The sequence below is a fragment of the Herbidospora solisilvae genome (assembly GCF_009901565.1).
Taxonomy (GTDB): domain Bacteria; phylum Actinomycetota; class Actinomycetes; order Streptosporangiales; family Streptosporangiaceae; genus Herbidospora; species Herbidospora solisilvae.
On the sequence record NZ_WXEW01000007.1, the window covers coordinates 244,103 to 268,210 of the forward strand.

At 70.4% G+C, this 24,108-nt stretch carries 20 protein-coding genes and 1 tRNA gene; 11 read left to right on the top strand and 10 right to left on the bottom strand.

What is annotated here, in order from left to right:
* Positions 1-33 precede the first annotated feature (33 nt).
* The 5 genes from GT755_RS24300 (at position 34) to GT755_RS24320 (ending at position 7,655) form a co-directional block, all read left to right on the top strand.
* Positions 34-1,983, top strand: a complete 1,950-nt coding sequence (locus GT755_RS24300; protein ID WP_161481946.1) for a TOMM precursor leader peptide-binding protein — start codon at positions 34-36, stop codon at positions 1,981-1,983.
* Between the two features lie 11 nt (positions 1,984-1,994).
* The gene (locus tag GT755_RS24305) at positions 1,995-3,443 is read left to right on the top strand and encodes a SagB family peptide dehydrogenase (protein ID WP_161481947.1); all 1,449 of its coding nucleotides are present in this window, start codon (positions 1,995-1,997) and stop codon (positions 3,441-3,443) included.
* A gap of 44 nt (positions 3,444-3,487) precedes the next feature.
* Complete coding sequence (locus GT755_RS24310) at positions 3,488-5,683, top strand: sensor histidine kinase (RefSeq protein WP_161481948.1); 2,196 nt, start codon at positions 3,488-3,490, stop codon at positions 5,681-5,683.
* An 82-nt stretch (positions 5,684-5,765) separates the two neighbouring features.
* A complete protein-coding gene (locus tag GT755_RS24315; protein ID WP_161481949.1) occupies positions 5,766-6,383 on the top strand; it encodes a response regulator transcription factor in 618 nt (205 codons plus the stop codon).
* 39 nt (positions 6,384-6,422) lie between these two features.
* The gene (locus GT755_RS24320) at positions 6,423-7,655 is read left to right on the top strand and encodes a lamin tail domain-containing protein (protein ID WP_161481950.1); all 1,233 of its coding nucleotides are present in this window, start codon (positions 6,423-6,425) and stop codon (positions 7,653-7,655) included.
* A 4-nt stretch (positions 7,656-7,659) separates the two neighbouring features.
* Here the strand turns inward: GT755_RS24320 and GT755_RS24325 are convergent, their stop codons facing one another.
* From GT755_RS24325 to GT755_RS39890, 3 genes are all read right to left on the bottom strand, one after another.
* Positions 7,660-10,131: a DUF4132 domain-containing protein gene (locus GT755_RS24325; RefSeq protein ID WP_161481951.1), complete on the bottom strand. Its 2,472-nt coding sequence runs from the start codon at positions 10,129-10,131 to the stop codon at positions 7,660-7,662.
* 83 nt (positions 10,132-10,214) lie between these two features.
* Positions 10,215-10,291: transfer RNA gene (locus tag GT755_RS24330), tRNA-Lys, on the bottom strand.
* 52 nt (positions 10,292-10,343) lie between these two features.
* Positions 10,344-10,985 (bottom strand): hypothetical protein, encoded by a 642-nt coding sequence (locus GT755_RS39890; RefSeq protein WP_235967222.1) that lies wholly within the window; start codon positions 10,983-10,985, stop codon positions 10,344-10,346.
* A 318-nt stretch (positions 10,986-11,303) separates the two neighbouring features.
* Here GT755_RS39890 and GT755_RS24340 point away from each other — a divergent pair, with 318 nt between their 5' ends.
* Entirely contained in the window at positions 11,304-11,903 is a 600-nt protein-coding gene (locus tag GT755_RS24340; protein WP_030456704.1) for a TetR/AcrR family transcriptional regulator, read from the top strand.
* A gap of 108 nt (positions 11,904-12,011) precedes the next feature.
* Complete coding sequence (locus GT755_RS41275) at positions 12,012-14,369, top strand: glycoside hydrolase family 6 protein (RefSeq protein ID WP_328794479.1); 2,358 nt, start codon at positions 12,012-12,014, stop codon at positions 14,367-14,369.
* A 56-nt stretch (positions 14,370-14,425) separates the two neighbouring features.
* On the opposite strand, the gene GT755_RS24350 is transcribed toward GT755_RS41275, so the two are convergent.
* Both GT755_RS24350 and GT755_RS38695 read right to left on the bottom strand, forming a co-directional pair.
* Positions 14,426-15,541 carry a PP2C family protein-serine/threonine phosphatase gene (locus GT755_RS24350; RefSeq protein WP_202610457.1) on the bottom strand — a complete coding sequence of 372 codons (1,116 nt, stop codon included), beginning with the start codon at positions 15,539-15,541 and terminating at the stop codon, positions 14,426-14,428.
* A gap of 130 nt (positions 15,542-15,671) precedes the next feature.
* Positions 15,672-17,231 (bottom strand): trypsin-like serine peptidase, encoded by a 1,560-nt coding sequence (locus GT755_RS38695; protein WP_202610458.1) that lies wholly within the window; start codon positions 17,229-17,231, stop codon positions 15,672-15,674.
* 303 nt (positions 17,232-17,534) lie between these two features.
* On the opposite strand from GT755_RS38695, the gene GT755_RS24360 reads away from it, so the two are divergent.
* The gene (locus tag GT755_RS24360; RefSeq protein ID WP_161481952.1) at positions 17,535-17,960 is read left to right on the top strand and encodes an ATP-binding protein; all 426 of its coding nucleotides are present in this window, start codon (positions 17,535-17,537) and stop codon (positions 17,958-17,960) included.
* 75 nt (positions 17,961-18,035) lie between these two features.
* On the opposite strand, the gene GT755_RS24365 is transcribed toward GT755_RS24360, so the two are convergent.
* The gene (locus tag GT755_RS24365; RefSeq protein ID WP_161481953.1) at positions 18,036-18,542 is read right to left on the bottom strand and encodes a shikimate kinase; all 507 of its coding nucleotides are present in this window, start codon (positions 18,540-18,542) and stop codon (positions 18,036-18,038) included.
* Positions 18,543-18,632: 90 nt separating this feature from the next.
* Between GT755_RS24365 and GT755_RS24370 the strand changes: the two genes are divergently transcribed.
* Complete coding sequence (locus GT755_RS24370; protein WP_030456058.1) at positions 18,633-18,896, top strand: DUF6458 family protein; 264 nt, start codon at positions 18,633-18,635, stop codon at positions 18,894-18,896.
* Between the two features lie 79 nt (positions 18,897-18,975).
* Here GT755_RS24370 and GT755_RS24375 read toward each other — a convergent pair whose 3' ends face one another.
* Entirely contained in the window at positions 18,976-19,485 is a 510-nt protein-coding gene (locus tag GT755_RS24375) for an RICIN domain-containing protein (protein ID WP_161481954.1), read from the bottom strand.
* Positions 19,486-19,659: 174 nt separating this feature from the next.
* Here GT755_RS24375 and GT755_RS24380 point away from each other — a divergent pair, with 174 nt between their 5' ends.
* The gene (locus GT755_RS24380; RefSeq protein ID WP_161481955.1) at positions 19,660-20,187 is read left to right on the top strand and encodes a hypothetical protein; all 528 of its coding nucleotides are present in this window, start codon (positions 19,660-19,662) and stop codon (positions 20,185-20,187) included.
* A gap of 188 nt (positions 20,188-20,375) precedes the next feature.
* Here GT755_RS24380 and GT755_RS24385 read toward each other — a convergent pair whose 3' ends face one another.
* Positions 20,376-21,221, bottom strand: a complete 846-nt coding sequence (locus GT755_RS24385) for an SDR family NAD(P)-dependent oxidoreductase (RefSeq protein WP_161481956.1) — start codon at positions 21,219-21,221, stop codon at positions 20,376-20,378.
* A 135-nt stretch (positions 21,222-21,356) separates the two neighbouring features.
* On the opposite strand from GT755_RS24385, the gene GT755_RS24390 reads away from it, so the two are divergent.
* The gene (locus tag GT755_RS24390) at positions 21,357-22,283 is read left to right on the top strand and encodes an RNA polymerase sigma-70 factor (RefSeq protein ID WP_161481957.1); all 927 of its coding nucleotides are present in this window, start codon (positions 21,357-21,359) and stop codon (positions 22,281-22,283) included.
* A 220-nt stretch (positions 22,284-22,503) separates the two neighbouring features.
* Here the strand turns inward: GT755_RS24390 and GT755_RS24395 are convergent, their stop codons facing one another.
* Positions 22,504-22,770: a hypothetical protein gene (locus tag GT755_RS24395; RefSeq protein WP_161481958.1), complete on the bottom strand. Its 267-nt coding sequence runs from the start codon at positions 22,768-22,770 to the stop codon at positions 22,504-22,506.
* Between the two features lie 30 nt (positions 22,771-22,800).
* The gene (locus GT755_RS24400) at positions 22,801-24,105 is read right to left on the bottom strand and encodes a PfkB family carbohydrate kinase (protein ID WP_161481959.1); all 1,305 of its coding nucleotides are present in this window, start codon (positions 24,103-24,105) and stop codon (positions 22,801-22,803) included.
* Positions 24,106-24,108: the final 3 nt, after the last annotated feature.

Consider the following 24,108-nt stretch of genomic DNA (forward strand, 5'->3'; position numbering starts at 1 on the left):
GTTATCGCGAATCTTCCTTCTCAAGGAATTCTGATGAAAGTTGGATTCAAGCGGCACTGGCGTGCGGTGACCGTGCCCGGCGACGGGGTCTACCTGACCTCGGCGCGGGCCACGGTCGCATTGCACGGCGACCACATCGAAGAGGTCGCGCCCCTGCTCGACGGCAGCCACGACCTGGCCGGGCTGCACGAGCGCAGCGGACTCGGCGCGGCCGACCTGGGGCGGCTGCTCGGGCGGCTGGCCGAGGCCGACCTCGTCGCGCCGCAGTCCGACGACGACGTGCCGCCGGACGTCGCCGCCTACTGGGACCTGGCCGGACTCGACGTCCCGGACGGCACGGTCGAGGTGGTCGGCCGGTCGCCGCTGGTCGACCGGGCGCTCGCCGACCTGGGGTTGCGCGCCGGCCGCGAAGGGCCCGTCGTGGTGGTCTGCGACGACTATCTCGACCCGGTGCTCGCCTCGGTCAACGCCGATCGGCTGGCCGACGGCCGGCCGTGGTTGCCCGTCGCCGTCAACGGGCCCGACCTGTGGATCGGGCCGGGCTTCCACCCGGGGGATTCGGCCTGCTGGGAGTGCCTGGCGGCCCGGTTGCGGATCCGGCGGCAGGCTCCGCTCGGGCTCGCGCCGCGCGCCGCGCTGCCGCTCACGTCGTCGGTCGGCGCGCAGCTCGCCGCCCTTCAGGTCGCGCGGTGGCTGGCGGGCCGGCGGCTCGACACCCTGTGGACGTTCGACCCGCTCACCCTGGAGGCCGCGCATCACCGCGTCACGCGCAGACCGCAGTGCCCGGCGTGCGGGGAACCCGGCGCCCGACCGGCGCCGGTCGAGATCACGTCCAGGCCCAAGGTGCACGCCCACCGGGCGGCCGGGCTCCAGGAGACCTGGGACCGCTACGTCCACCTCACCGACCCCGTCACCGGCGTCGTCGACCGGGTCCGCCGCGACCCCCGCGCACCCGGGTTCCTCAACAGTTACCTGTCCGGCCGCAACCTGGCCCTCCCCGTCTCCGGCCTGCGGGCCAACAGCGGCGGCAAGGGCGGCAGCCCGCTCGAAGCGAAGGTGGGCGCGCTCTGCGAGGCGGTCGAGCGCTACTGCGGCTCCCGGCTCGGCGAGGAGCACGTCGTCCACGACTCCTACCGGGGACTGGGGGCGGAGGCCGTGCACCCCGACGACGTCCTCCTCTACGACGTGCGCCAGCGTGCCCCCTTCGACGAGAGCGCCGAGACCGAGTGGACGCCCCTGTTCACCCTCGACGGCCGCAGGCGCTACCTGCCGACCGGCCTGCTCTACTTCTCCGAGGGCGGCGAGGCCGACTCCAACGGCAACGCCGCCGGGTCGTCGATCGAGGACGCGATCCTCCAGGGCTTCCTCGAACTGGTCGAACGCGACGCGGTCGGGATCTGGTGGTACAACCGCACCCGCCAGCCCGAGGTCGTGCTCGACGACCCGTGGACCGACGACCTGCGCGACGACTACGCGAAGCTCGGCCGCGACCTGTGGGTCCTCGACCTGACGACCGACCTCGGCATCCCGGCCATGGCGGCGGTCTCGACCAAGGACGGCGAGGAGGTCATGCTGGGCTTCGGCGCCCACTTCGACCCCGCCACGGCGGCCCGCCGCGCGCTGACGGAACTCGGCCAGCTGCTGCCGGCCGCCACCGACCTCGACATGCGCCCGTGGTGGGGGCGCGTCTCGCTGCGCAGCCATCCGTGCCTGCTGCCCGACGGGGTGGCGGCGCCCCATGCGTACACCCGGAACGACGACCTCGCGGACGACATCGAGCTGATCCGGCCCTTCGACCCGCTGATCCTCGACCAGACCCGGCCCGACATCGGGATGCCGGTGGTCAAGGTGGTGGTGCCGGGGCTGCGGCACTTCTGGCCGAGGTTCGCCCCGGGGCGGCTGTTCGACGTCCCCGTCGCGCTGGGGCGGCTCGACCGGCCGACCGCCTACGACGACCTGAACCCGGTCGCCCTGTTCATGTGAGAGGAGCCGACATGCACGACACGCTCCCCCCGTTTCCCCTGTGGTCGTTCCGCGAGGACGTCTTCGTCGAACCCGACCCGGACCAGGGTGTGATCGTCGTGCACTCGCGCTGGGAGGACACCGTCCTCCCGATGCCCGCGCCGGCCGTCGTGGAGGCCATGCGCCGGATGAGCCTGGGGCCGATCTCGCTCGGCAACGTCATCAGGTCGGGCGCCGAGCGGCGGGACCTCGGGGCGCTGCTCGACCGGCTGGGGCACCTGGTCGTGCGGTCGTTCGGCGTCGACCGGGAGCAGCCGCTCATCTCCGTCGTGCCGCTCACCCCGCAGGCCGCCTTCCACCTGCCGGAGCGCCCACCGGTCAATCCGGTACGCCTGTCGCGCTTCGCCGTCCTCACCACCGACGGCGGCAACTACCTGCTGGAGTCGCCGCTGTCGCACCACCGCGTGATCCTGCACCGCGCCGACGCCCTCGGCCATCTGGGCACGCTGATGCGCCCCGGCCCGGCCTCGGCCGCCGGACCCGAGACCCGGTCGGTCATCTCCTACCTGATGGCGGCCGGGATGGTCGTCGAGGCGGTGACCGGCGACCCGTTCCAGCGGGTCGAGTTCGCCGAGGACCACGATCCCGCGCTGACCGCGTGGACCCCGATCGACCTGATGTTCCACACCCGCTCCACGCTGGGCCGCCACGACCAGGACTTCGGCGTGACCTATCCGCTCGGCGAGCACGGCAGCGTCGAGCCGGTCGTGAAGGAGGCGGCGGAGGGGATCACGCTGCCCCGGCCGTCGTGGGACGACCTGGCCGCCGACCCGCCCTTCTCCGCCGTCGTCGAGGCCCACCGTCCGGCCGAGACCTTCTCCGAGGCGGCGATGACGTTGACCGATCTGGGCGCGCTGCTCTACCGGACCGCCCGGGTCCGGTCGCTGACGGGCTCGCCGTCGACCGAGGCGACCGCCACCACGAGCGACCGCCCCCACCCGACCAGCGGCGACTGCCACGAGCTTGAGCTCTACGCCGTCGTCGACCGGTGCGCCGGGCTGGCGCGCGGGGTCTACCACTACGACCCCTACCACCACCGCCTGAACCCCCTCGACGGCGATCCCGACGAGCTGCTCGTCTCGGCCAACCTGGCCTCCGCGCCGCCGGTGCTGCTAATGGTCACCGCCCGGTTCCGGCGGTTGTCGTGGAAGTACAACGGGCTCGGCTACTCGCTCGTGCTCACCGACGCGGGCGCGCTGGTGCAGACGTTGTCGCTGGTCGCGACCGCGCTGGGGCTGGCCGGACGCCGCCTCGACGGGCCCGACATCGAGGCCTCGGCGCAGGTGTTCCGGCTCGACTGGCGCACCGAGTCGAGCGTGTGCGGCTACGCCGTCGGCCACGCCCGGACCGCCTCCCCGGAGGACGGATATCCGGTCAACGACGCCGAATGGCCCATGCTGGCCGCCGCTCTTCTCGCATAAGCCGACATTTCCCGGTAAGTGAGGGCACCGTGGTGTCGTTAGGGATGCGCCCCGTACTGATGGCGCGCGGCGTCATCGGCGCCGTGCTGTTCGGGTACACCTTCAACGCCCTGATGTTCGTCTGGGACGAGGGCCTGCGCGGCTGGCCGCTCGTCGCCTTCGCGACCTGCCTCCTCGCCGGCTTCGGGCTCCAGCTCGTCCACTCGACCCGCGACGTGCTGTCGTGGCCGGCGCCGCGCACGGCGGCGACGTTGTCGGCACAGGCCGTCGTCACGTTCGCGCCGTTCCTCTGGGCCGGTCCGCAGGCCGGGTCGCTCGCCGGGTTCCTGGCCGGCTCGATGCTCCTCGCCGTCGAGGGCCGGCAACGCTGGGCCCTGTACGCCGCCGTCCCCGCCGCCATGTCCCTCGCCCTCACCTGGACGGGCATGGCCACGGTCGACGTCGTCTACGGCGCCTACTTCACCGCCCTGACCGGGCTGATGGTCTACGGGGTGAGCTCCCTGGCCTCGCTGGCGCTGACCGTGCACGCCGCCCGGGGCGAACTGGCCGGGGTGGCCGTCGCACAGGAACGCCTGCGGGTCGCCCGCGACCTGCACGACCTGCTCGGCTACAACGTCTCCGCGCTCACCCTCAAGAGCGAGCTGGCCTACCGTCTGCTGCCCGCCTCGGCCGAACGCGCCCGCCGCGAGCTGCGCGACGTGCTCACGCTGTCGCGCCAGGCGCTCGGCGACGTGCGGGTGGTCGCGGGCGGCAGCCGCCCGATGTCACTGGCCGCCGAGGCGCGCTCGGCCGAGTCGATGCTGATCGCGGCCGACATGGACGTCGAGGTGCGGCTCGCCCCCGGCCCGCTGCCGGAGGAGGTCGACACCGTCCTGGCCATCGTGCTGCGCGAGGCCGTCACCAACGTGCTGCGGCACAGCAAGGCGCAGTACTGCCTGGTGGAGACCTGCAGCGAGGGCGACCACATCACGCTGCGGGTGGTCAACGACGCCGCCGACGTCGCGGGCCCCGAGCCCGGCGGGGGAGCGGGCCTGGACAACCTGTCGGCCCGGGTCGAGGCGGCCGGCGGCGTCAGCACCACGAGCCTCGACGGCGAGTGGTTCACCTTCACCGCCGAGGTTCCGGTCGGCGGACCGCCCGCGCCGGTCGCCGACGACCCGGTGACGTGGACGTTCGCGCAGATCACCGGCCAGCCCTGGCACCTGCGGGTGGCCCGTACGATCGCCGTCGTCGTGCTGCTCGGCTACGGCGTGCTGATGGTCGTGAACGTCCTGGGGCAGCACCCCGAGGCGCTGAGCCTGGTGGAGTCGGCCCTCTGCGCGGCCGTGCTGGTCGGCGTCCAGATCGCCGTGTCCCTCGGGTTCCTCCGCCGCGCCGCGCTGCCGATCCAGGCGGCCGCCACCTATCTGCCGCTGGTGTGGATCGGCGCGCCGTGGGGTTCGATGGGCGGCTTCCTGGCCGGCACGGCGCTGATGGTGCTGCCGGGAGTCTGGCGCTGGGGCTGCTACGCCGCCGTCGGCGTCAGCGTGGCCGCCCTGTCGGTGCTGCACGGCGACGCGGGGGAGTGGACCGCCTACCTCACCCTCTCGACCCTGCTGACCGGCCTGGTCGTGTACGGCATCAGCGAACTGTCCGGCCTCGTCGCCCAGGTCGACCAGGCCCGCGACGACCTCGCGCGCGGCGCGGTCACCCGGGAGCGATTACGGGTCGCCCGCGAACTGCACGACCTGCTCGGCCACGACCTGGCCGCCATGACGGTCAAGAGCGAACGCGCCTACCGCCTGCTCCCCGGTTCGGGCGACCGGGCCCGCACCGAACTCGCCGACGTCCTGGACGTCGCCCGCCGCGCCGTCGCCGACGTCAGATCGGTGGCCAGCGGCTACCGCCACATGTCCTTCACCGCCGAACTCGACTCCGCCCGCGCGACCCTGGCGGCGGCCGGGGTGTGCGTCCGGGCCCGGGCCCGTGACGTCCCGCCGGAGGTCGACGCGATCCTGGCGGTCGTGCTCCGCGAGGCGGTGACGAACGTCCTGAGGCACAGCGCCGCCACCCGCTGCGAGATCACCTTCGCCGACGGCTCGCTGACCGTCTGGAACGACGGCGTCAGCACGCTCATGACCCCCGCCGAACCCGGCACCGCCCTGGATGACCTGGCCGAACGCCTGGAATCCATCGGTGGTTCGTTGAAATATGAACGAAGCGCCGCGACGTTCCGGCTAAAAGCCGACATCCCGCAATGACGTTCTGTCAAGAATGTCGGCATTGCCTATATGCGTAACCTCGGTACAAGATTCATTTTGACCATTTGGACCGGCCGGGGGAATGGACGTGCTGACGTTACGGATCCTCCTCGCCGAGGACGTTCGCATCGTCCGGGGCGCCCTGGCCGCCCTGCTGGAGATGGAGCCCGACCTCACGGTCGTGGCCCAGGTCGGCAGCGGCGCCGACATCGTGCCGGCGGCCCTGGAGCACCGCCCCGACGTGGCGATCCTCGACGTCGACCTCCCCGTCGTCGACGGCCTGTCGGCCGCGGAGGAGCTGCACGCCAAACTCCCCTCGTGCCGCACCCTGATCCTCACCGGCCTGGGCCGCCCCGGCACGCTGCGGCGAGCGCTGTCGGTGTCGGTGTCGGGCTTCTTGTTGAAGGACACCCCGTCGGAGCGGCTGGCGCAGGCCGTACGCGAGGTCGCCGCCGGCCGCCGCATCATCGACCCGCAGCTGGCGCTGACCGCGTGGGACGTCGGCGAGATCCCGTTGTCGGGCCGCGAGATCCAGGTGCTCCGCCTGGCGGCCGGGGGAGCGGAACCCCCGGAGATCGCCGCCCAGATGCACGTCTCGGTCGGAACGGTACGAAACTATCTGACCAAAATCGTCACCAAACTCAACGCGAGAAATCGGGTGGACGCGATACGCATAGCCACGGAAGCGGGCTGGATCTGAAATCCGCCCCCGGTTATTCTCGCCACGGGGTGATAGGCGATGACATATACACTTTTGCGCGGCAATTTCGTGATCAGATATCCCGATCTCCCGCGCCAGGGCCCCGAGCCCGACGGTGACACGATCAAGTTCCTCCCCGACACGCCGGCGCTGATCGAGGCGCTCCCCCGACCGTCGGGCACCTCCCCCGACCTCAACCGGCGCGGCATCTCCGTCCGCCTGGAGGCCGTCGACGCCCTGGAGACCCACTTCGAGGAGACCCACCAGCGGCTGGACTGGGCGCGGGCCGCCCGCGACCGCCTGCTGGCCCTGCTCGGCTTCACCGGGGTCGAGTTCTTCGACGACCTCCCGAACAAGGTGAGACGCGCCGACCAGGACACGACCAGGGGCTACGTCCTGTCGAACGGCGTCGACGCCAACGGCCGCCTGATCGCCTTCGTCTACGGCGGAACCACGGAGACACCCGACGGCGCGCCGGTCTTCCTGACCCCCGCGCTGGCCGACGAGTCGGCCAACCGCGTCCTGCTCGCCGAAGGCCTGGCCTACCCGGCCTACTACGCGACCCTCCCGGCCGAACTGCGCGACCACCTGGCGGGCGTCTCCCGCGCCGCCCGGCCCGATGCGGGCCTGTGGCCCGTCGCCGACGGCCACCCCGGCAGACCCGCCACGGTGACGGCCGACTCGCTCGACGAGACCGTCATCTGGCCCAAGCTGTTCCGCCGCCTGGTGCCCTACTTCGCGGCGGGCTTCCCGGACTTCGGCCAGTTCGACACCTGGTTGCGCGCCGACCCGGTCCACCGCGACGACGCCATCTGGCTGATCGGACGACAGGAACGCGGCAACCTGCACGACGTGGTGCGCGCCTCGGGCGACCAGATCGAACTGACGGTCTGGCCCGAGGACTTCGTCATCGCCCCCGACCCGGCGACCGGCCCCACCATCCCGCCGCCGGCGGCGACCGGCGACGTGGTCATCGTGGCCGCCCTGCCCAACCCGGCCGGCGCCGACGCGGGCGCCGAGAAGGTCACCCTGCTGAACGTGACCCCCGGCGCGATCGAACTCGACGGCTGGCACCTGCGCGACACCTCGGGCAACCGGACGGCGCTCTCGGGCCCGGTCGAGGCGGGGACGGTCAAGGTCGTCACGGTGAGCTGGCTCGACAACGCCGGCGACTCGATCATGCTGGTCGGGCCGGACGACGTGGTGATCGACACGGTGACGTACAAGAAGGAACAGGTCCGGACCGGCCGCACGATCGCCTTCGGCCGCTGATCTCTCACCCGCCGATCTGGCGGGTGATCGTCGGGTCGGTGACGCCCGTGTCGTCGGCGAGCAGGAACGCCTTGGACAGGATGATCGACAACATCCCGCCGTCCTCCTCGAACGGCAGGAACACCGGTTGTTCCGAGCGGTCGGGCCCCGGCACGATGCACAGGTAGGCGTCGTTGGGTTCCATCAGGATGTTGCCCGACCCGAGATGGATCTTGTAGGTGCGCAGGTCACCGCGCACCCGCAGGAACCGGTCGGTCAGCTCGGCCCGCCCGGCGAGGCTCAGCCGGGGCAGCAGGCGGGCCAGCGCGTCGCGGCGGGTGCGCGCCGTCTCGGTCAGCTCGCCGAAGCCGTGGGAGTGCCAGTAGTCCTCGTGCCCCGCGACCACGTGGGGGTCGAGGCCGATCGAGGTGACGCCCACGGCCAGGTCGGCGTCGCGCAGCGCCTCCGACAACACCAGCGGCGGGACCTCCGTCAACGGCATGCCGTCGCGGGCGTACCCGTAGACGTCGGTGTCGTCCTCGTCAGGGCGGTAGAAGCGGATCTGCTCGCTGGCGCAGAAGGACGCCGTGCCCCAGCCGTCGGCCTCGGGGTCGCCGTTGACCGACATGGCCCAGCGGACCCGGTAACCGGACAGGTCCTTGACCGCCGCGCCCTGGTCGGAGCCGAACTCGTAGTCCCAGTGGCCGATCGACGGGCCCGACCAGCCGCGCTGGTTCAGCAGCGCCTTGGCCTGGCCGTAGCGCAAGGTGTGCCCGGCGAACCGGTTGGAGTAGGTCCCGGTCCGCTCCTCGGCGGGGGTGAGCAGGTAGACCTCGCGGAAGGCCTGCTTGAAGGGCTGCCGCACGCCCGCGTCGAGCAGGTGGTCGCGCCAGGTCCGGACCGCCTCCGGCGTCTCGCCGATGGGGTGCCAGAGATGCAGCGGGGTGTTCGGGTCGGGCTGGATGCGGCGGCCCGCCGGGTCGGTGAGCTCCCAGCCGTCGTCGGTCCGCACCGGGATGCCGGCCGGGCCCTGGAGGATGCGCCAGATCAGCGTGCGGGCGTAGAGGCCGGTGACCGGGTGGTCGAGGAAGAACTCGGTCACCTCGTGCCAGCGCCAGATGCGTTCCTCGATCAGGGCACGCTCCAGCCGGAACCGCTCGGCCGGAAGCAGCTGCCTGAGGTCCTTGAGCGTCGCCTTCAGCTCGGCCAGCGCCGGGTCCTTCCGGATCGCCGCCGGGGCCGCCTTCACCGTCTTGCCCCTGGCGTTGACGAACTCCAGCGCCTGCGTGTCGGCCCGCAGCCGCACCAGGCAGTCGCCGACCGGCTCCTCGCGCACGCCGCCGGGGCCGAGCCCGAACGTCGGCACCGTGCGGTCGAGCAGCCGTTCGGGGGAGAGCCCGGCCGCCTCGGCGACCGCGTCGAGGGCGCGGGCCACCCCGGCCAGGACGGTCTTCTTGCGCACCTTCGCCTGGACCCGGGCCAGGTGGGGCACGGTGTCGAGGCCGCCCCTGTGGGCCAGGACGCCGACGGCGGCGTTGGCCAGCCTCTCGTCACGGCAGTTCGGTCCCGAGCCGCCGATGCCGGTCCCGCAGGTCACGGCGCAGTCGCCGAGCAGCGCGGCCACCCACGGCTCGTCGATCAGCCGGCAGGTCCAGATCAGGCCCCGCAGCGGGGTGGCGGTGCGGTCGTGGAGGAAGACGGTGGTGGTCCACTCGCGGTCGTCGTGGCGGAACGTGACGGGGCCCTCCCGGTGGGCCGCCAGCCGCTGGAGGATCTCCCGGACCAGGACGACGGCCTTGGGGGTGAGCAGCTTCCCTGCCGTGGCGAGCCAGACGCCGCTGGGCTTGGCGGCGGTGGCGCCGTTCCAGTGGCGTAACAGAGGGAAGACCTCGGGAGCCGCGAGCGCGGCGCCGAAATCGGCGACGAGCGTCGCGGCGAACCGGTCGCGCTCGCCCAGCAGGGCGCGGACGGCCGAGACCGGATCTGCGGCGTCGGCGTGTTCGGCGAGGAAGTCGTCGAGCCGCCGGGCGGTTCCGGCCCGCGACGGCCACTCGTGATCGCCCAGCGTCTTGCGCACCCGTTCGGCCTGCTCCACGTAGCGTCGGCGAAGGTCGTGGGGGAGCGACGCGGTAGCCGTGAGCGGCAGCGTCAGCCTGCAGAGTGCGATGTACCCGTTGTCCTCCCGGCCGTGGCACAACCGCCACAGCAGGTCGGCCTCCTCGGTCGTCCACTTCAGTTTGCGGCGCGCCACCCGGGAGGCGATCTCCTCGGCGAGGCGGTCGTAGTGGGGCCCGCTCAGGCGGTGCTGGGCCCAGAGCCCGAGCACCCGCCACCGGACGTCGTCGAAACCGGCCATGCGCCGCCCGAGTTCAGTCTCGCCGAGCGGCGAGAGCGGCCACTGCCACGCGCGTTCTTCGGGAACCGTCGAGACCAGGCGCTCGGTCTCGGCGAACAGGTCGGTGTGGCCCCAGCGGTCGAGCTCGGCACTGATCTCCATGGCCGCAATTGATATCAGCGGCCGACGACAATTCGCCGAAATGGAAAAATCCCAACTCAGTCGGACTGAGTTGGGATTTTCTTTGGTGCGCCGCCAGGGACTCGAACCCCGGACCCGCTGATTAAGAGTCAGCTGCTCTAACCAACTGAGCTAGCGGCGCCCGCGAGGAAGACTTTAGCAGCTCCAAGCCCTCCTACGCACATCGATAAGGCTCAGTGCTTCCACGCGCCCACCGAGAACGGCACCGGCGCCGCCTTGAGGCCCGTCCCGTCGCCCCACTTGGTGATGTGGTATTCGATGGGGATGTGCCCGAAGCCGCCGTTGCCCTTCACGGCCAGGGTGTTCATGTCGAAGGTGCCGCCGGTCAGCTCGGCGAAGGTCTGCCCGTCGAGGTCCAGCATGACGCCGCGCGACGACGGGTTCCCGGGGCCGCGGTCGCCCACGAAGAACGGCTTCTTGACGCCCTTGTAGACCACGTAGCCCTCGGTGCCGAGGGGCCAGCTCGGGGAGGCGGCCATGCCTTTCTGCATCGGCTTGCCGCTGGCGGGCAGGCCCGTGTCGCCGGCGCGCCCGGAGGCGTCGTCCCAGAAGTAGGAGGCGGTGGTCGTGCCGGTCAGCACGGCCGGCTTGACGAAGGAGGGCTCCTTGATCGCGGGCTTGGCCGCGGCGGCGGGCTTCTCCAGGGGCTTGACGACGGCGGCCGGCTTGGTGTGGATCCGGACGTGGTTCGCGTGCGGAGGTGCGGCCAGAGCGCTGGCGGCGCCGGTGGTGCCCAGGCCCAGGACGGCCAGGCCGGCGGTGGCGAGTGCGGTGGTCGCGGTCTTGTTCTTCAGGATGCCTTTGAGGGCGTACATGAAAAAGGGAGATCTTTCCGTACGACGACAGGACTGCCACGCGAGTCATCAGGGGTGGCGTGTCCGGTGGGCCCCGCGGGCCGCTCCCGGATCCGAAGGTCAAGTGCTGTCTTGTGGGTTGGTCAGCACTTGGCAACGAAAGCGACACTAGCCACCAAACCATGACATGGCAAACCTCGGACAGTAAAACATCTCAGAAGGCCATGAAACGCCCATAAATAAGGGGATTCCGTGGTCAAGCATGCCGTTTGCCCTCCCGTGACCGGCCGGGTGCTGAACTTGGGAAAAGGTGAGGACCGAAGGGATCGGGAGCCCTGGATGGAAAGCCTGCTGCAGGGGGCCACGCGGCTGTTCGCCGCTCTCGGGTACGACGCCACGACCTTGAAGCAGATCGCCGAGGCGACCGGGCTCGACCCGGCCAAGGAGGGGTTCGGGGGGTCCAAGCGGGACCTCTACCTCGCCGTCATCGAGCGGGCCTCCCGGATCGAGACCGAGGCGCTCGAAGGCGTCGTCAACGACATGATGTCGGCCGACCAGATGACGGCGGCGGGGGCGGTGCACGAGATCGTCGACCGCTACATCGACTTCTGCGTCGCCAATCCCGAGTTCCCGGCCCTGTGGATCCACCGGTGGCTGTACGACGCGGCCGACCTCACCGGCCTGGAGCGGCAGTACTCCCAGCCGCTGATCACCATGACGACCTCCGTGCTCGAACAGGCCGCAGAGGCCGGATACATCGACGACACGGCCGACATGGAGTACTGCGTGTGGACGCTGATCTGGTGCGTCCACGGGTTCGTGCAGGGCGGCGTTCTCGACGAGTCGGGTGACCGGCTCGGGCCCGAGAACCCCGAGGTGCTCGCCCGTTTCCGGCGGCACCTCCACCGGCTCGCCGCACGGACCCTGAATCTTTCATAGGCATCCTGGCCCTATCCCGGCGAACCCGGAAACATGCTGTACACCTCGGCGAAACGAACTCATGTTGGGAGCGCTCCCAATCGTGTACGCCGAGGAGAAGAGAAAGCTATGGGACCCCGATTGAGTTCCTGGCGCAGAGCCGCGATGACGGCGGCGGCCATGCTGCTGGCCGTCACCGGTCTCGCCGTCATGCAGACCCCAGCGGGCGCGGCCGTCGCCTGCCAGGTCACCTACGCCAAGCAGTGGGACAACGGCAGCGGTTTCGGCGCCAACATCACGATCAACAACCTCGGTGACGCGGTGAATCCGTGGCGGCTCACGTACACGTGGCCGGGGAACCAGACGGTTCAGCAGGGATGGAACGGCACCTGGAGCCAGTCGGGCCAGAACGTGACCGTCGTGGCTCCCTCGTGGGCCGGCGCGCTGAACAGCGGCCAGTCCGTGCAGATCGGCTTCAACGGCCAGGTCAGCGGGACCAACACCAACCCGACCTCGTTCTCCCTGAACGGGACGGTCTGCAACGGCGGGCCGAGCCCGTCGCCCAGCCCGTCGCCGCAGCAGCAGGCGCTGGTCGTGACGCCGACCAGCGTGAGCGTGCCCGAGGGCGGCACCGCCACCTACTCGGTGCGCCTCCAGTCGCAGCCCAGCTCGAACGTCACGGTGACCACCACCGCCGGTTCGGGTGACACCAACCTGACCGCGACCTCCGGCACCAGCCTCACGTTCACCAGCAGCAACTGGAACACCGCGCAGAACGTGACCCTGGCCGCCGCGCAGGACAGCGACTCGACCAACGGCTCGCGCACCTTCACGGTCGCCTCCAGCGGTCTGACCAGCGTCAACGTCACCGCCACCGAGGCCGACGACGACGGCACGCAGACCCAGGCGCTGGTCGTCTCCTCGACCGCCGTGACCGTCCCCGAGGGCGGCACCGCCACCTACACGGTCCGCCTCCAGGCCGCCCCGAGCGGCAACGTGACCGTGACCAACACGGCCGGCTCCGGTGACACCAACATCACCGTCAGCTCGGGCGCCAGCCTGACGTTCACCACGTCGAACTGGCAGACCCCGCAGACCGTCACCCTGGCGGCGGCGCAGGACAGCGACCAGACGGCCGGCACCCGGCCGATCGTCGTGGCCTCCTCCGGCCTGACCAGCGTCACCGTCACCGCGACCGAGGGCGACGACGACATCGTCAACCCGGGCCGGGTCGACAACCCCTACGCGGGCGCCACCGGCTACGTGAACCCCGACTGGTCGGCCAGCGCCGCCTCCGAGCCGGGCGGTTCGGCCGTCGCCAACACCTCCACGGCCATCTGGCTGGACCGGATCGCCGCCATCACCAGCGGCTCGGCCGGCAACAACAGCAAGGGCCTGCGCGACCACCTGAACCTGGCCGTCCAGCAGGACGCCGCCAACGGCTCCACCCCGGTCGTCATCCAGGTCGTCATCTACAACCTGCCCAACCGCGACTGCTCGGCGCTGGCCTCCAACGGTGAGCTCAAGGTCGCGCAGGACGGCCTGAACAGGTACAAGACCGAGTACATCGACCCGATCGCCTCGATCATGGCCGACCCCGCGTACCGCAACCTGCGCATCGTGGCGATCGTGGAGATCGACTCGCTGCCGAACCTGGTCACCAACCTGAACCTGGCCGCCTGCCAGGAGGCCAAGAACTCCGGCGCCTACGAGCAGGGCGTGGCCTACGCGCTTTCGAAGCTGTACGCGATCCCGAACGTCTACAACTACGTCGACGCCGGTCACCACGGCTGGCTGGGCTGGGACACCAACTTCGGTCCGTCGGCCGACCTGTTCGGCTCCACCGCCGACCTGGCCACCGGCGGCAAGGCCACCGTGCACGGCTTCATCACCAACACCGCCAACTACTCGGCCCTGGTCGAGCCGCACTTCACCGTGAACGGCACCGTCAACGGCCAGCAGATCCGTTCCTCCCGCTGGGTGGACTGGAACTTCTACATCGACGAGTTGTCCTTCGCCCAGGCCTTCCGCCAGCGGCTGATCCAGGAGGGCTTCTCCTCCAACATCGGCATGCTGATCGACACCTCGCGTAACGGCTGGGGCGGCCCGAACCGGCCCACCGCGCCGAGCACCTCGACCGACCTGAACACCTTCGTCAACAACTCCAAGGTCGACCGTCGTATCCACGCCGGCAACTGGTGCAACCAGAGCGGCGCGGGTCTGGGTGAGCGTCCGCGGGCCAACCCGGCCACCGGTATCGACGCCTACGTGTGGGTCAAGCCTCCGGGTGAGTCCGACGGTTCCTCGACCGAGATCCCGAACACCGAGGGCAAGGGCTTCGACCGGATGTGTGACCCGACCTACGGCGGCAACGACCGTAACGGGAACAACCCCTCGGGGGCTCTGGCCAACGCTCCGCTGTCGGGTCACTGGTTCTCGGCCCAGTTCCGTGAGCTGCTGGCCAACGCCTACCCGCCCATCAGCTGACCCCGAACGTCGTGGTCCCGCCGAGGTTGGGGGTCCTCCTCGGCGGGACCACGGCCCTACAGATCCAGGCCGGGTTCCCGGCAGCGCATCAGCAGCATGGCCGCGTCGTCGGTCGGCGGGCCGTCGATGTGCGCGATCAGGTCGCGGCGCAGGGACTCCAGCGCCGCCTCCGGGTCGTCGTCCTTAAGCAGTGGAACCCGGTCGGCCAGCGGATAGAACCGGCCCAGGGCGTCGCGGGCCTCGATGACCCCGTCGGTGTAGAAGAGGATCTGGTCGCCCGGTTCGAAGGTGATCGAGTAAGGCGCCGGCCCCTCGGGCTCCAGGACCGCCAGCCCCAGCGGGGGCACGTGGTCGTCGGGGTCGGCGAACTCGATCTCCCCGCCCGCCCTGACCACCAGCGGCGCCGGATGGCCGTAGTTGAGGAGCGTCATGGTCGTCTCCTCGATGCTGAACTCGGCCAGCACGGCGGTGACGAACTCCTCGCCGGACAGCCGCCGGTTGAGCGCCTTCTCCAGCCGGGCGCTGACCCCTTCGAGGTCCTTCTCGTCGTGGGCCGCCTCCCGGAACGCTCCCAGGACCAGCGCGGCCGTCTCGACCGCCTCCAGGCCCTTGCCCTGGACGTCGCCCACGATGACCCTGACGCCGGTGGGGGCGGTGACGACCTCGTACAGATCGCCGCCGATGTGCGCCTCGGCCATGGCCGAGGTGTAGGAGACGGCCACGCGCATGTGCCCGGCCCGGCGCGGCACCGGCCGCAGCAGCACCCGCTGCGCGACCTCGGCCACCGACCTGACCTGGGCCAACTCCCGTTCCCTGCGGCGGCGGCCCACCGTCGCCAGGGCGCTTGCCGCCGTCACTCCGGCGATCGAGCCCATGGTGATGTACGCCCGGCGCAACTCCAGCTGGTTGTACGCCGCCAGCCCGATCGCCAGCACCAGCGCGGTCACCCCGACGAGCATGGTCCGCCGGATCCCGCCGGTGAGCGAGGCGAAGGCCGGCCCGACCGCGAGCAGGGGCAGGAACCCGATCTCCGGGCCCGTGCTCAGGTCGATCACCGACACGAGCAGCATCATCAGGAACGGCAACACCGCCAGAGCGAGCGCCGTGCGGGCCCCGGCCGCCCGGCGCCGCCCCTTGCCCGGACGGAACGCTCCGGTGAGGCGCAACGGCATCCGGCGAATCCCCTCTAATCCCGTCTGGTACGCGCTTGCGACCATACTTCACGATCCCGCCTGGGATGCGAAGTCACAAAAACGAGAGGCGCCCGCATCCCCCTGGATACGGGCGCTCCCTCAAAGGTGGCTAGAGGATCGAGCCGGACCAGACGTTGGCCGCCTGCTTGTAGACGCCGTAGGTCTCGCCGTCGAAGTAGGCCGAGACCGAGGTGTCGATGCGCTTGTTGCCGTCACGGTCGGAGACCGCGATGGTGACGCCGTTCAGGTAGCCCAGGCGGCGGGTGTTCTTGTAGCCCGCCAGCCACGAGGAGCCGATGGCGCCCTGGCCGGTGAACGACGACTTGATGCCGACGAGCTCCTGGGCCTTGATCGCCGACGCCGAGGCGGCGAAGGTCTTCCCGTACGACCACTTCAGGGTGTTGCCGGAGAAGACGCGGTTGCCGTCGGGGTGGGCGCCGCTCGGGTAGCCGAAGACGTAGTGGGCCTTGCCGAGCTTCTGGTTGTAGGCCAGGCCCTGGCCGCCGACGTTGTCGCCCAGACGGCCGACGTTCTCGACGCCGCGGACGATGTAGTGGTCCTTGAAGTAGGCCTCGGGCACGGAGGTCTTGACCCACTTCTTCACGAACCATTCCTTCTTGAAGAACTGGTTCTGCTCGGTCTTGCGCAGCACACCCTTGAAAGCGGCGTCGGCCTTCAGCTTGTTGTAGGTGGCCTCGTCGATCGGGTATTCCTTGCCCGAGTCGGGGCCGCACCAGGTCGGGCACTTCTCGCCGTTCTTCATGGCGTTGGTGCCGGTGGGGGCGGCGTTGTAGGCGGCCTGGGTGACCGACTCGGTGGTCAGCTTCACGCCGTCGACGCCGTCGGTGTAGTACTTCTCGGCCTCGGCCTGGGTGAACGACGCCTTCGGCGGGTCGACCGGCGAGGTCACGGGCGCGAGGGTCTTCTTCCAGTAGGGGCCGCCCTCGGTGTACTTGGCCTCGAACTCGGCCTTGGTGACGACCTCGGAGAGGATCTTCTTCTGGCCCTTCCAGCCGTCGTAGGTCTTCTTGTCGACCTCTTTGTCACCGGTGAGCTTGACGCCGTTGTAGACGGTGACGAACGCGTAGTTGCGGTCGCCGTCCTCGTAGACGTCGTAGTCGTAGTGGGTGTAGGCGGTCTTGCCGACGTAGATGCCCCAGGGGGTCTTGCCCTGGTAGTAGCCGGGCACGAAGACCCAGTTGTTCAGGACCGGCTTGTTGCTCTCGGTGTCGTACACACACTGGCCAGCGGTGGCCACGAGGTTGCGGTACTTCGACTGCAGCGAGGTGCCCGAGCACCAGTGGGGCTTGCCGTCGGCGCCCATGAAGAAGACCTTGCCGCTCGTGCGGGGCAGGTTCACGTTCTTCGACGTGGAGGTCGACTTCTTCTCGTCGCCGATCGCGGGGACGGTGCCCGCCTTGGTGTCGGCGGTGGGGCCGCCGGTGGAGATGTGCTTGGAGGCGACCGTCGTCTCGACGTTGTAGGGGGTCGCGTCCTGGAGCTGGGCCTTGTCCCAGAAGTAGGCGATGGCCTGCGCCTCGCTGGAACCGGCCAGCACCTCCTTCTCGATGTACTGGGGGGCGGCTGCGGCGGGGCTCGCGACCAGCGCTGCGGCCAGCAGTCCGATGGAACCGGCGAAGGTGCTGCCGAGGGTGAGGGTGCGCTGCACTGCGGGGTCTCCCTTGCTCTGCCGTGGGACGTCACTTGCGCCCCATCCGTCAGTAAATGGATTGGCAAGGACGTTACCTGTGACGATTCGGATAGAACCCCCAGGTCGTTATAACTGTGACCCAGATCACATTCTTTCTATGGAACCGGATGTGATTGGACACCGTCCAATTCGCCTGTCCAGCGGTAGATCGTCGCGGCATGTAACAAGTTCGACGCCGCTGGTTCACATGAGCGGCGGGGTGCCGTACCGTGGTAAGGAGTGGGAGCGCTCCCAATCTGGACGGTGAAGGAGGACGCGGGCATGAGTGTCCCTTTCGCCGTCACGGCGCTCGACGGGCTCGACGACTTCGAGACCTGGTCGGCCGAATGCCTCCTCCCCGCCGTCGGCGCCAGCGTCGCCGAGGCCCGCCGCCTGGTCCGGCGTGAACTGACCAGCCGGGGCTGCGCCTCCTTCGTCGACGACTGCCAGCTCATCGTCAGCGAACTCGTCACCAACGCGGTCCGCCACGCCGGCACCGCCTTCGCGCTCCGCCTGCGCGGCACCCGCGAATGGGTCTACGGCGAGGTCTTCGACACCGGCGCCATGCCGCCTCGCCTGCGCGAGGCGCGCCCGGACGCCACCGACGGCCGGGGCCTGCTGATCGTGGGCACCCTGGCCGCGTCGTGGGGCTTCGCGCCGGGCGCGCGTGGCGGCAAGATCGTCTGGTTCGTGCTGGGAGACTCCTAGTTACGGCTCCGCCCACCCCGGCGCCGCCCGCCGTCCCCGGCCGGCGCCGCATCCGGCGCCGACCGCCGTGCCGGGCTAGCCGCGGAACGCCGCCAGCACTCCCGTCATGATCTCGTGTGGGGTCCGGGTCGCGTCGGCCACGTGGTCGGCGACCTCCAGGAACTTCGGCCGCCGCTTGTCCCGCTGCGTCTTGAGCATGTGCACCAGATCGGGCTCGAAGTGCGGCCGGTGGCTGCTGGAGGACATGCGTTCGGCCAGCACCTCGGGCGGGCCGTCCAGGAAGACCACGAACGACGAGGTCAGCGCCTCACGGGCGGCCGGGTCCTCGACCGTGCTGGCGGCGGCGGCCACCACCACGGCGGGCCGCGCGGCCACGGCGTCGAGCAGGACCTCGGTCTCGCGGTCGTGCAGCACGTCGGCGCCCACGGTCTCGTTCATACGGGCGGCCGTCTGCCCGTAGCGGGCCTCCAGGTCGCCGTCGCTGTCGCGCATCTCGCGCCCGAGCGCCTCGGCGACCAGGCGCGCGATCGTGCTCTTGCCGGCGCCCATCAAGCCCATGATCACGACGGGGGTCTCGTTCATGACGGGCATTCTGCCCGCGTGGTGCGGTTTTGCTCCCCCCGCGTTTGAGATTCGCTCACGGGATAGTGCACGGGTCGAAGGAGGAACGCCATGACCATCGCCGGAAGCATCATCCTGATCATGTTGGGCGCCATTCTCACCTGGGCGGTCGAATTCACCCTCGCGGGGCTCGACATCCAGGTCATCGGGGTCATCCTCATGGTGGGCGGCCTGGCGGGGCTGCTGTTCGGCCTCTACCGGCTGAGCGCCGTCCGCCGCGCGTCCACCACCGTGACCCCGGTGGCCCCCGTGGACGAGGTGCACACCACCCAGCGTCGCGTCTACGAGGAGCGCCGCTACAACGACCCCATCTGAGCCACGCGAAACGGAAGAGCCGGGCCCCGAGGCCGTCGAGCCTCCGGCCCGGCTTCTTCGTGCCGTGGGCGGGAACGGATCAGGCCAGGGTGTCCTTGACCTTGATCTTTCCGGCGTCGATCACGAACTTCTGGTTCGGGTGGTCGAGGCAGGTCCAGAGGCGGACCTTGGTGTTGTTGGCCCGGTCGTTGGTGGTGTCGAGGCAGACTTCCCGGGCGGTGCCGATCGTGTCCTTGACCTTGATCTGTCCCGCGTCGATCACGAACTTCTGGTTCGGGTGGTCGAGGCAGGTCCAGAGGCGGACCTTGGTGTTGTTGGCCCGGCTGTTGGTGGTGTCGAGGCAGACCTCCCGGGCGGTGCCGACGGTGTCCTTGACCTTGATCTGCCCGGCGTCGATCACGAACCTCTGGTTGGCGTGGTCGAGACACCCCCAGAGGCGGACCTCGGTGTTGTTCGCGCGGCTGTTGGTGGCGTCGACGCAGACGGCGCCCGGGGCGGCCTGGGCGGAGGCCGAGACGGGCAGCGCGACGCCCGCGCCGACGGTGGTCGCCAGAACGGCGCAGGACAGCATGCGACGGATGAAAGGCATGAGTGCCTCCTTCGGAGAGGGTCGATCAGAGCATGATCACCATTCCTCACTTGACGTAATAGATCAAGCACTCAGAGTGAGTGCGTCAAAGGGCCCTTCCGTTACGGCTGCGCCTCGTCAAAGCCCGCGCGTGGCCCGCGGGCCGCGACGACGTGCCGCGCTGACGATGGGCTCATGCGTTCACTCCTGTGGTCCGCCGTCGCCCTGGCCGCCGGCCTCGTCCTCACGCCGCTCCCGCCGGCCGCCGCCGACGACGACATCGGCGGGGTCAGCTGCCTGTCCGGCACCCTGCAGCTGCGGTACACCCCGGGGCTGACGTTCACCGAGAAGACCATCCGCGTGCGGGGCACCGGTGACCTGAGCTCCTGCCAGTCGGCCAAGCACCCGGGGATCACGCGGGGAGTGGTCCGGGTCAGGGCCACCGTCACGGGCAGGTGCCCGGGGCCGATCGACCCGGCCTCGGCCAAGGTCACGATCACCTGGAACGACGGCACCCGGTCGACGATCACGGAATCGGCCTTCAGCCGCGTGGGCAAGGCGCTCCACGTCGAGGGCGACGTCGCCGCCGGGGCCTTCAAGGGCGGGGTCGCCCACGCCGACGGCCGGGCCACCGGCAACCTCATCGCCGCGGCGGCGGCCTGCCTGACCGGCGGATTCACCCGCAGCTCGGTCGTGGTCGAGCGATTCTCGGTCGACGCCTGAGAGACCGGCCCGTGAAACCGGGCTGAGAGACCGCGGGCCGGGATGCCATATCCCGGCCCGTCGTCTCCCCCCGGCTATCCCGCCTCGGAGCGGGCTCCGCCGCCCAGCGACTTCTGGCGGCGGGTCATGACGTAAAGGTCGACGCCGGCTCCTCCTTATTGGGTACAAGCCGCGGCCTTTCACCCGGGTCAGCGGGCTTCGAGGTCGCCGTGTGCCTCGATTGAGAGGTCCTGCCAGTCGGCCCAGGTCTTGAGCCGGTCGGCGTAGGCCCGCTCGATCAAAGGCTGGAAGCCCTTGCCGAACAGCACCCGCACCGGCGGGTTGGCGGAGTCCACGAGCTTCAGCAGTGCCTGCGCCGCGGCGGCGGGGTCGCCTGCGGGCATTTTCCCCGTCATCGCCCCGAGACGCTGACGGAGACTGTCGTAGGCCGGGTCCGGCTTGGCCATGTGACCGTTGGCGAGCGGGTCGGGGTTGTTGCCGTCCCGGGTGGCGAAGCCGCCGGGCTCGATGATGGTCACTTTGACGCCGAACTCGGCGACCTCGCCGGCGAGCGCCTCGTTCAGGCCCTCCAGAGCCCACTTGGAGGCGTGGTACGCGCCCCCGAGTGGCATCGCGATGACCCCGGCGGCCGAGGACAGCTGGATGATGTGCCCCGAGCGTTGCTCGCGCAGGTACGGCAGCGCGGCCTGGACCACCCACACGGCGCCGAACAGATTGGTCTCGAGCTGGTCCCGCAGTTCCTGTTCGGTGAGTTCTTCGACCGCGCCGATCTGGGCGTAGCCGGCGTTGTTCACGATGACGTCGAGCCGGCCGAAGTGCTCCTTGGCGCGCTTCACGTTCTCGAAGACGGTGGCCCTGTCGGTCACGTCCATCTCCAGTGGAAGCACCGCGTGCCCATAGGTGTCGGCCAGCGCCCGCAGGCTCGCGGTGTTCCGGGCAGTGGCGGCGACCTTGTCGCCGCGCGCCAGGGCGGCCTCCACGAAGTTGCGGCCCAGGCCGCGGGACGAGCCGGTGACGAACCAAACCTTCTGCATGGTGTGCTCCTTGTTGCCGCTTTCAGCCGTTACAACCCCCTGGACGAGATAGCCCGGCGGAGATGTGAGATCGCCCGAGTGTGACCTGCGACACCATGTCACCCTTTGTCCGGAGTGCTGATATCAATGGTCAGCGTGACTCGCGTCGAGGACTTCCAGGAACTGAGGCCGCTGCTTTTCGCGATCGCCTACCGCATCCTGGGCAGCGTGAGCGAGGCCGAGGACGCCGTCCAGGAGGCCTGGCTGCGCTACGACGGCTCCCCGACCTTGCCCGAGTCGCCCAAGGCCTTCCTGTCGGCCACGGTGACGCGGATCTCGATCGACGTGCTGCGCTCGGCCCGCATCCGGCGCGAGGCTTACGTCGGGCCATGGTTCCCCGAACCGCTGCTGACCGACCCGTACCAGGACCCGGAGCGGTCGGCGGAGCTGGCCGACTCGGTGTCGATGGCGGCGCTGATCCTGCTGGAGCGGCTCAGCCCGCTCGAACGTGCGGTCTTCGTGCTCCGCGAGGTGTTCGCCTTCAGCTACCGGGACATCGCCGCCGCGGTGGAGCGGTCGGAGGCGGCCTGCCGCCAGCTCGCGGTGCAGGCGCGCCGTCACATGGACGCGGGCCGCCCTCGCTTCGAGGCGGATCGCCGGGCCCGCGACCAGCTCGCCGGGCGGTTCTTCCGTGCGATGAGGGAAGGAGACGTCACAGGGCTGCAGGAACTGCTGGCCGCCGACGTCCAGCTGGTCAACGACGGCGCCGGCAAGATCGGGAGTACGATCCCCCTCTTCGGCGTCGCGAAGGTCGCCCGGGTGCTGTCCGTCGCCATCCCGCCGTTCACCCAGATCGGCGCGGTGCTGGAGGCGCATGAGGTGAACGGCCAGCCGGGCGCCGTCATCCGCGACCGCGACGGTCACATCTTCAACGTCTGGACGCTCGACATCCTGGACGGTCGCATCCAGACCATCCGCTCGATCGTCAATCCCGACAAGCTCGCTCACCTGGGCCCGGTCGCCGACGCCCACGCGGTCATCCGCGAGAAGAAGCAGACCCGCCGCGACCGGCAGACGCCATGATGGGCGGAATCGCGGCACGGTAAGCACGGTAAGACAACGACGAGGCTCCCGGCCGGGGCATCGGATCATGGCCGGCCACTGTCTTGGCGACAGCCCCAGCCTGACCAGCGCCATCAGAACGAAAAGGGCTCAATGACCGGCCCGTGCGCCCGGCCGGGAAACCGGGCCGAGAAAACGAGGGCCGGGACGTCGTGTCCCGGCCCGGTCCTTCCTCGGGCGGTCAGCCGGCCTCGGAGCGCGGTCCGCCGCCCAGTGACTTCTGGCGGCGGGTGGCGACGTACATGTCGATGCCGATGGCCACGGCGCCCACGATGCCGACGATCATCAGCCACCAAACGCCGCTGAGGCCGGCGATCACCGCCACGGCGATCGCGATCACCAGGCCGAACGACCCGAGCCTGACGTGGACGACGTCGCGCGGCGTCGCCGGCACCATGGGCTTGCCCCGGGCGTCGACCTGTTCTTCCGTCTTTCTCGGCTCTGTCATGATTTATCCCCTACCCTCCGATTTCGTGCGTTATCGCCGTTCGACGACGCGGACCTCGCCGCCCAGCTCCCGCACCAGGCGGGCCTCCGGCAGCAGGTCGGGATGGCCGACGCCGCCCTTGACGTACACGTCCGGGCGGATGAGCTTCAGCAGGGACGCCGGGGTGTCGTCCTCGATCAGCGTGATGTAGTCGACCGAGCCCAGCCCGGCCAGCACGGCCGCCCGGTCCTCGGCGCTGTTGACCAGCCGGTCGGGGGCTTTCCTGCGGGCGGCGCTGCGGTCGTCCCGCACCCCCACCACCAGCACGTCGCCGAACCGGCGGGCCTGCTCCAGGCAGGTCACGTGGCCCGGATGCAGGATGTCGAAGCAGCCGTCGGTGAAGACGATGCGGCGGCCCTGCTCACGTTCGACCGCGACCCGTTCGGCCAGCACTTTGGCCGGCATGGCCGGGCGCGGGCGGCCCAGCTCGGCGAGCAGGTCGGCCGCGTCGCAGACCGCCGTGCCGGGACGGCGGGACACCACGTCGGCGCCCGCCTGGGCCAGGTCGGCGGCGGTCGCCGGATCGGCCCCCGCGGCCAGTGCCAGCGAGAAGACCGCGGTGAAGGTGTCGCCGGCCCCGGCGCCCACGAGGTCGCCCGAGCCCGGCCGGGTCCGGTGGGGCGGTCGGCCCTCCCGGTGGACGACCGCGCCGTCGCCCTCGTCGGTGACCACGATGGGGGCGCAGTCGTCCGGGAGGAGGTCGCAGGCGTCGTGCCTGGCCAGCACGGCGGCCGGTCCGGCGTCGCGCCACAGTTCGGGGTCGTAGGCGTCCACGACGAGCATCGGCAGGCCCGAGAGGGCCCGGCGGACCTCCTCGGTACAGACGCCCGCGCCGGAGTCGCAGACGATGACCACGTGGGCCACGTCGGCCAGCTCGCGGATCTGGGCGATCAGCTCCTGCTCGACCTGCGCCGGGATGGGGGAACGGTCTTCTTCGTCGTACCGTGCCACGATCTGCCCGCCCGACATGACCCGCCGTTTCACGGCGGTCCGGCGGCTGCGGGTGACGATGGGCCCGTCCACCTCGTGGCGGAGGAGGGCTCCGATAAGCGCCGTCCCCGCGGGGTCGGCGCCGGCGACGCCGAGCAGGTGCACGCGGGCACCCAGCGCGGCGAGATTCGCGGCGGTGTTGGCGGCGCCGCCGGGGGCGTCCTCGATCTGCTCGACGCTGACCACCGGGACCGGCGCCTCCTGCGCCATCCGGCTGGCCTGGCCCTGGAGCCACGAGTCGAGCATCACGTCCCCGACGACCACGGCCGTCAGGCCGGGGAAGCGGCGCACTGTCTCTTCCGTCATGGG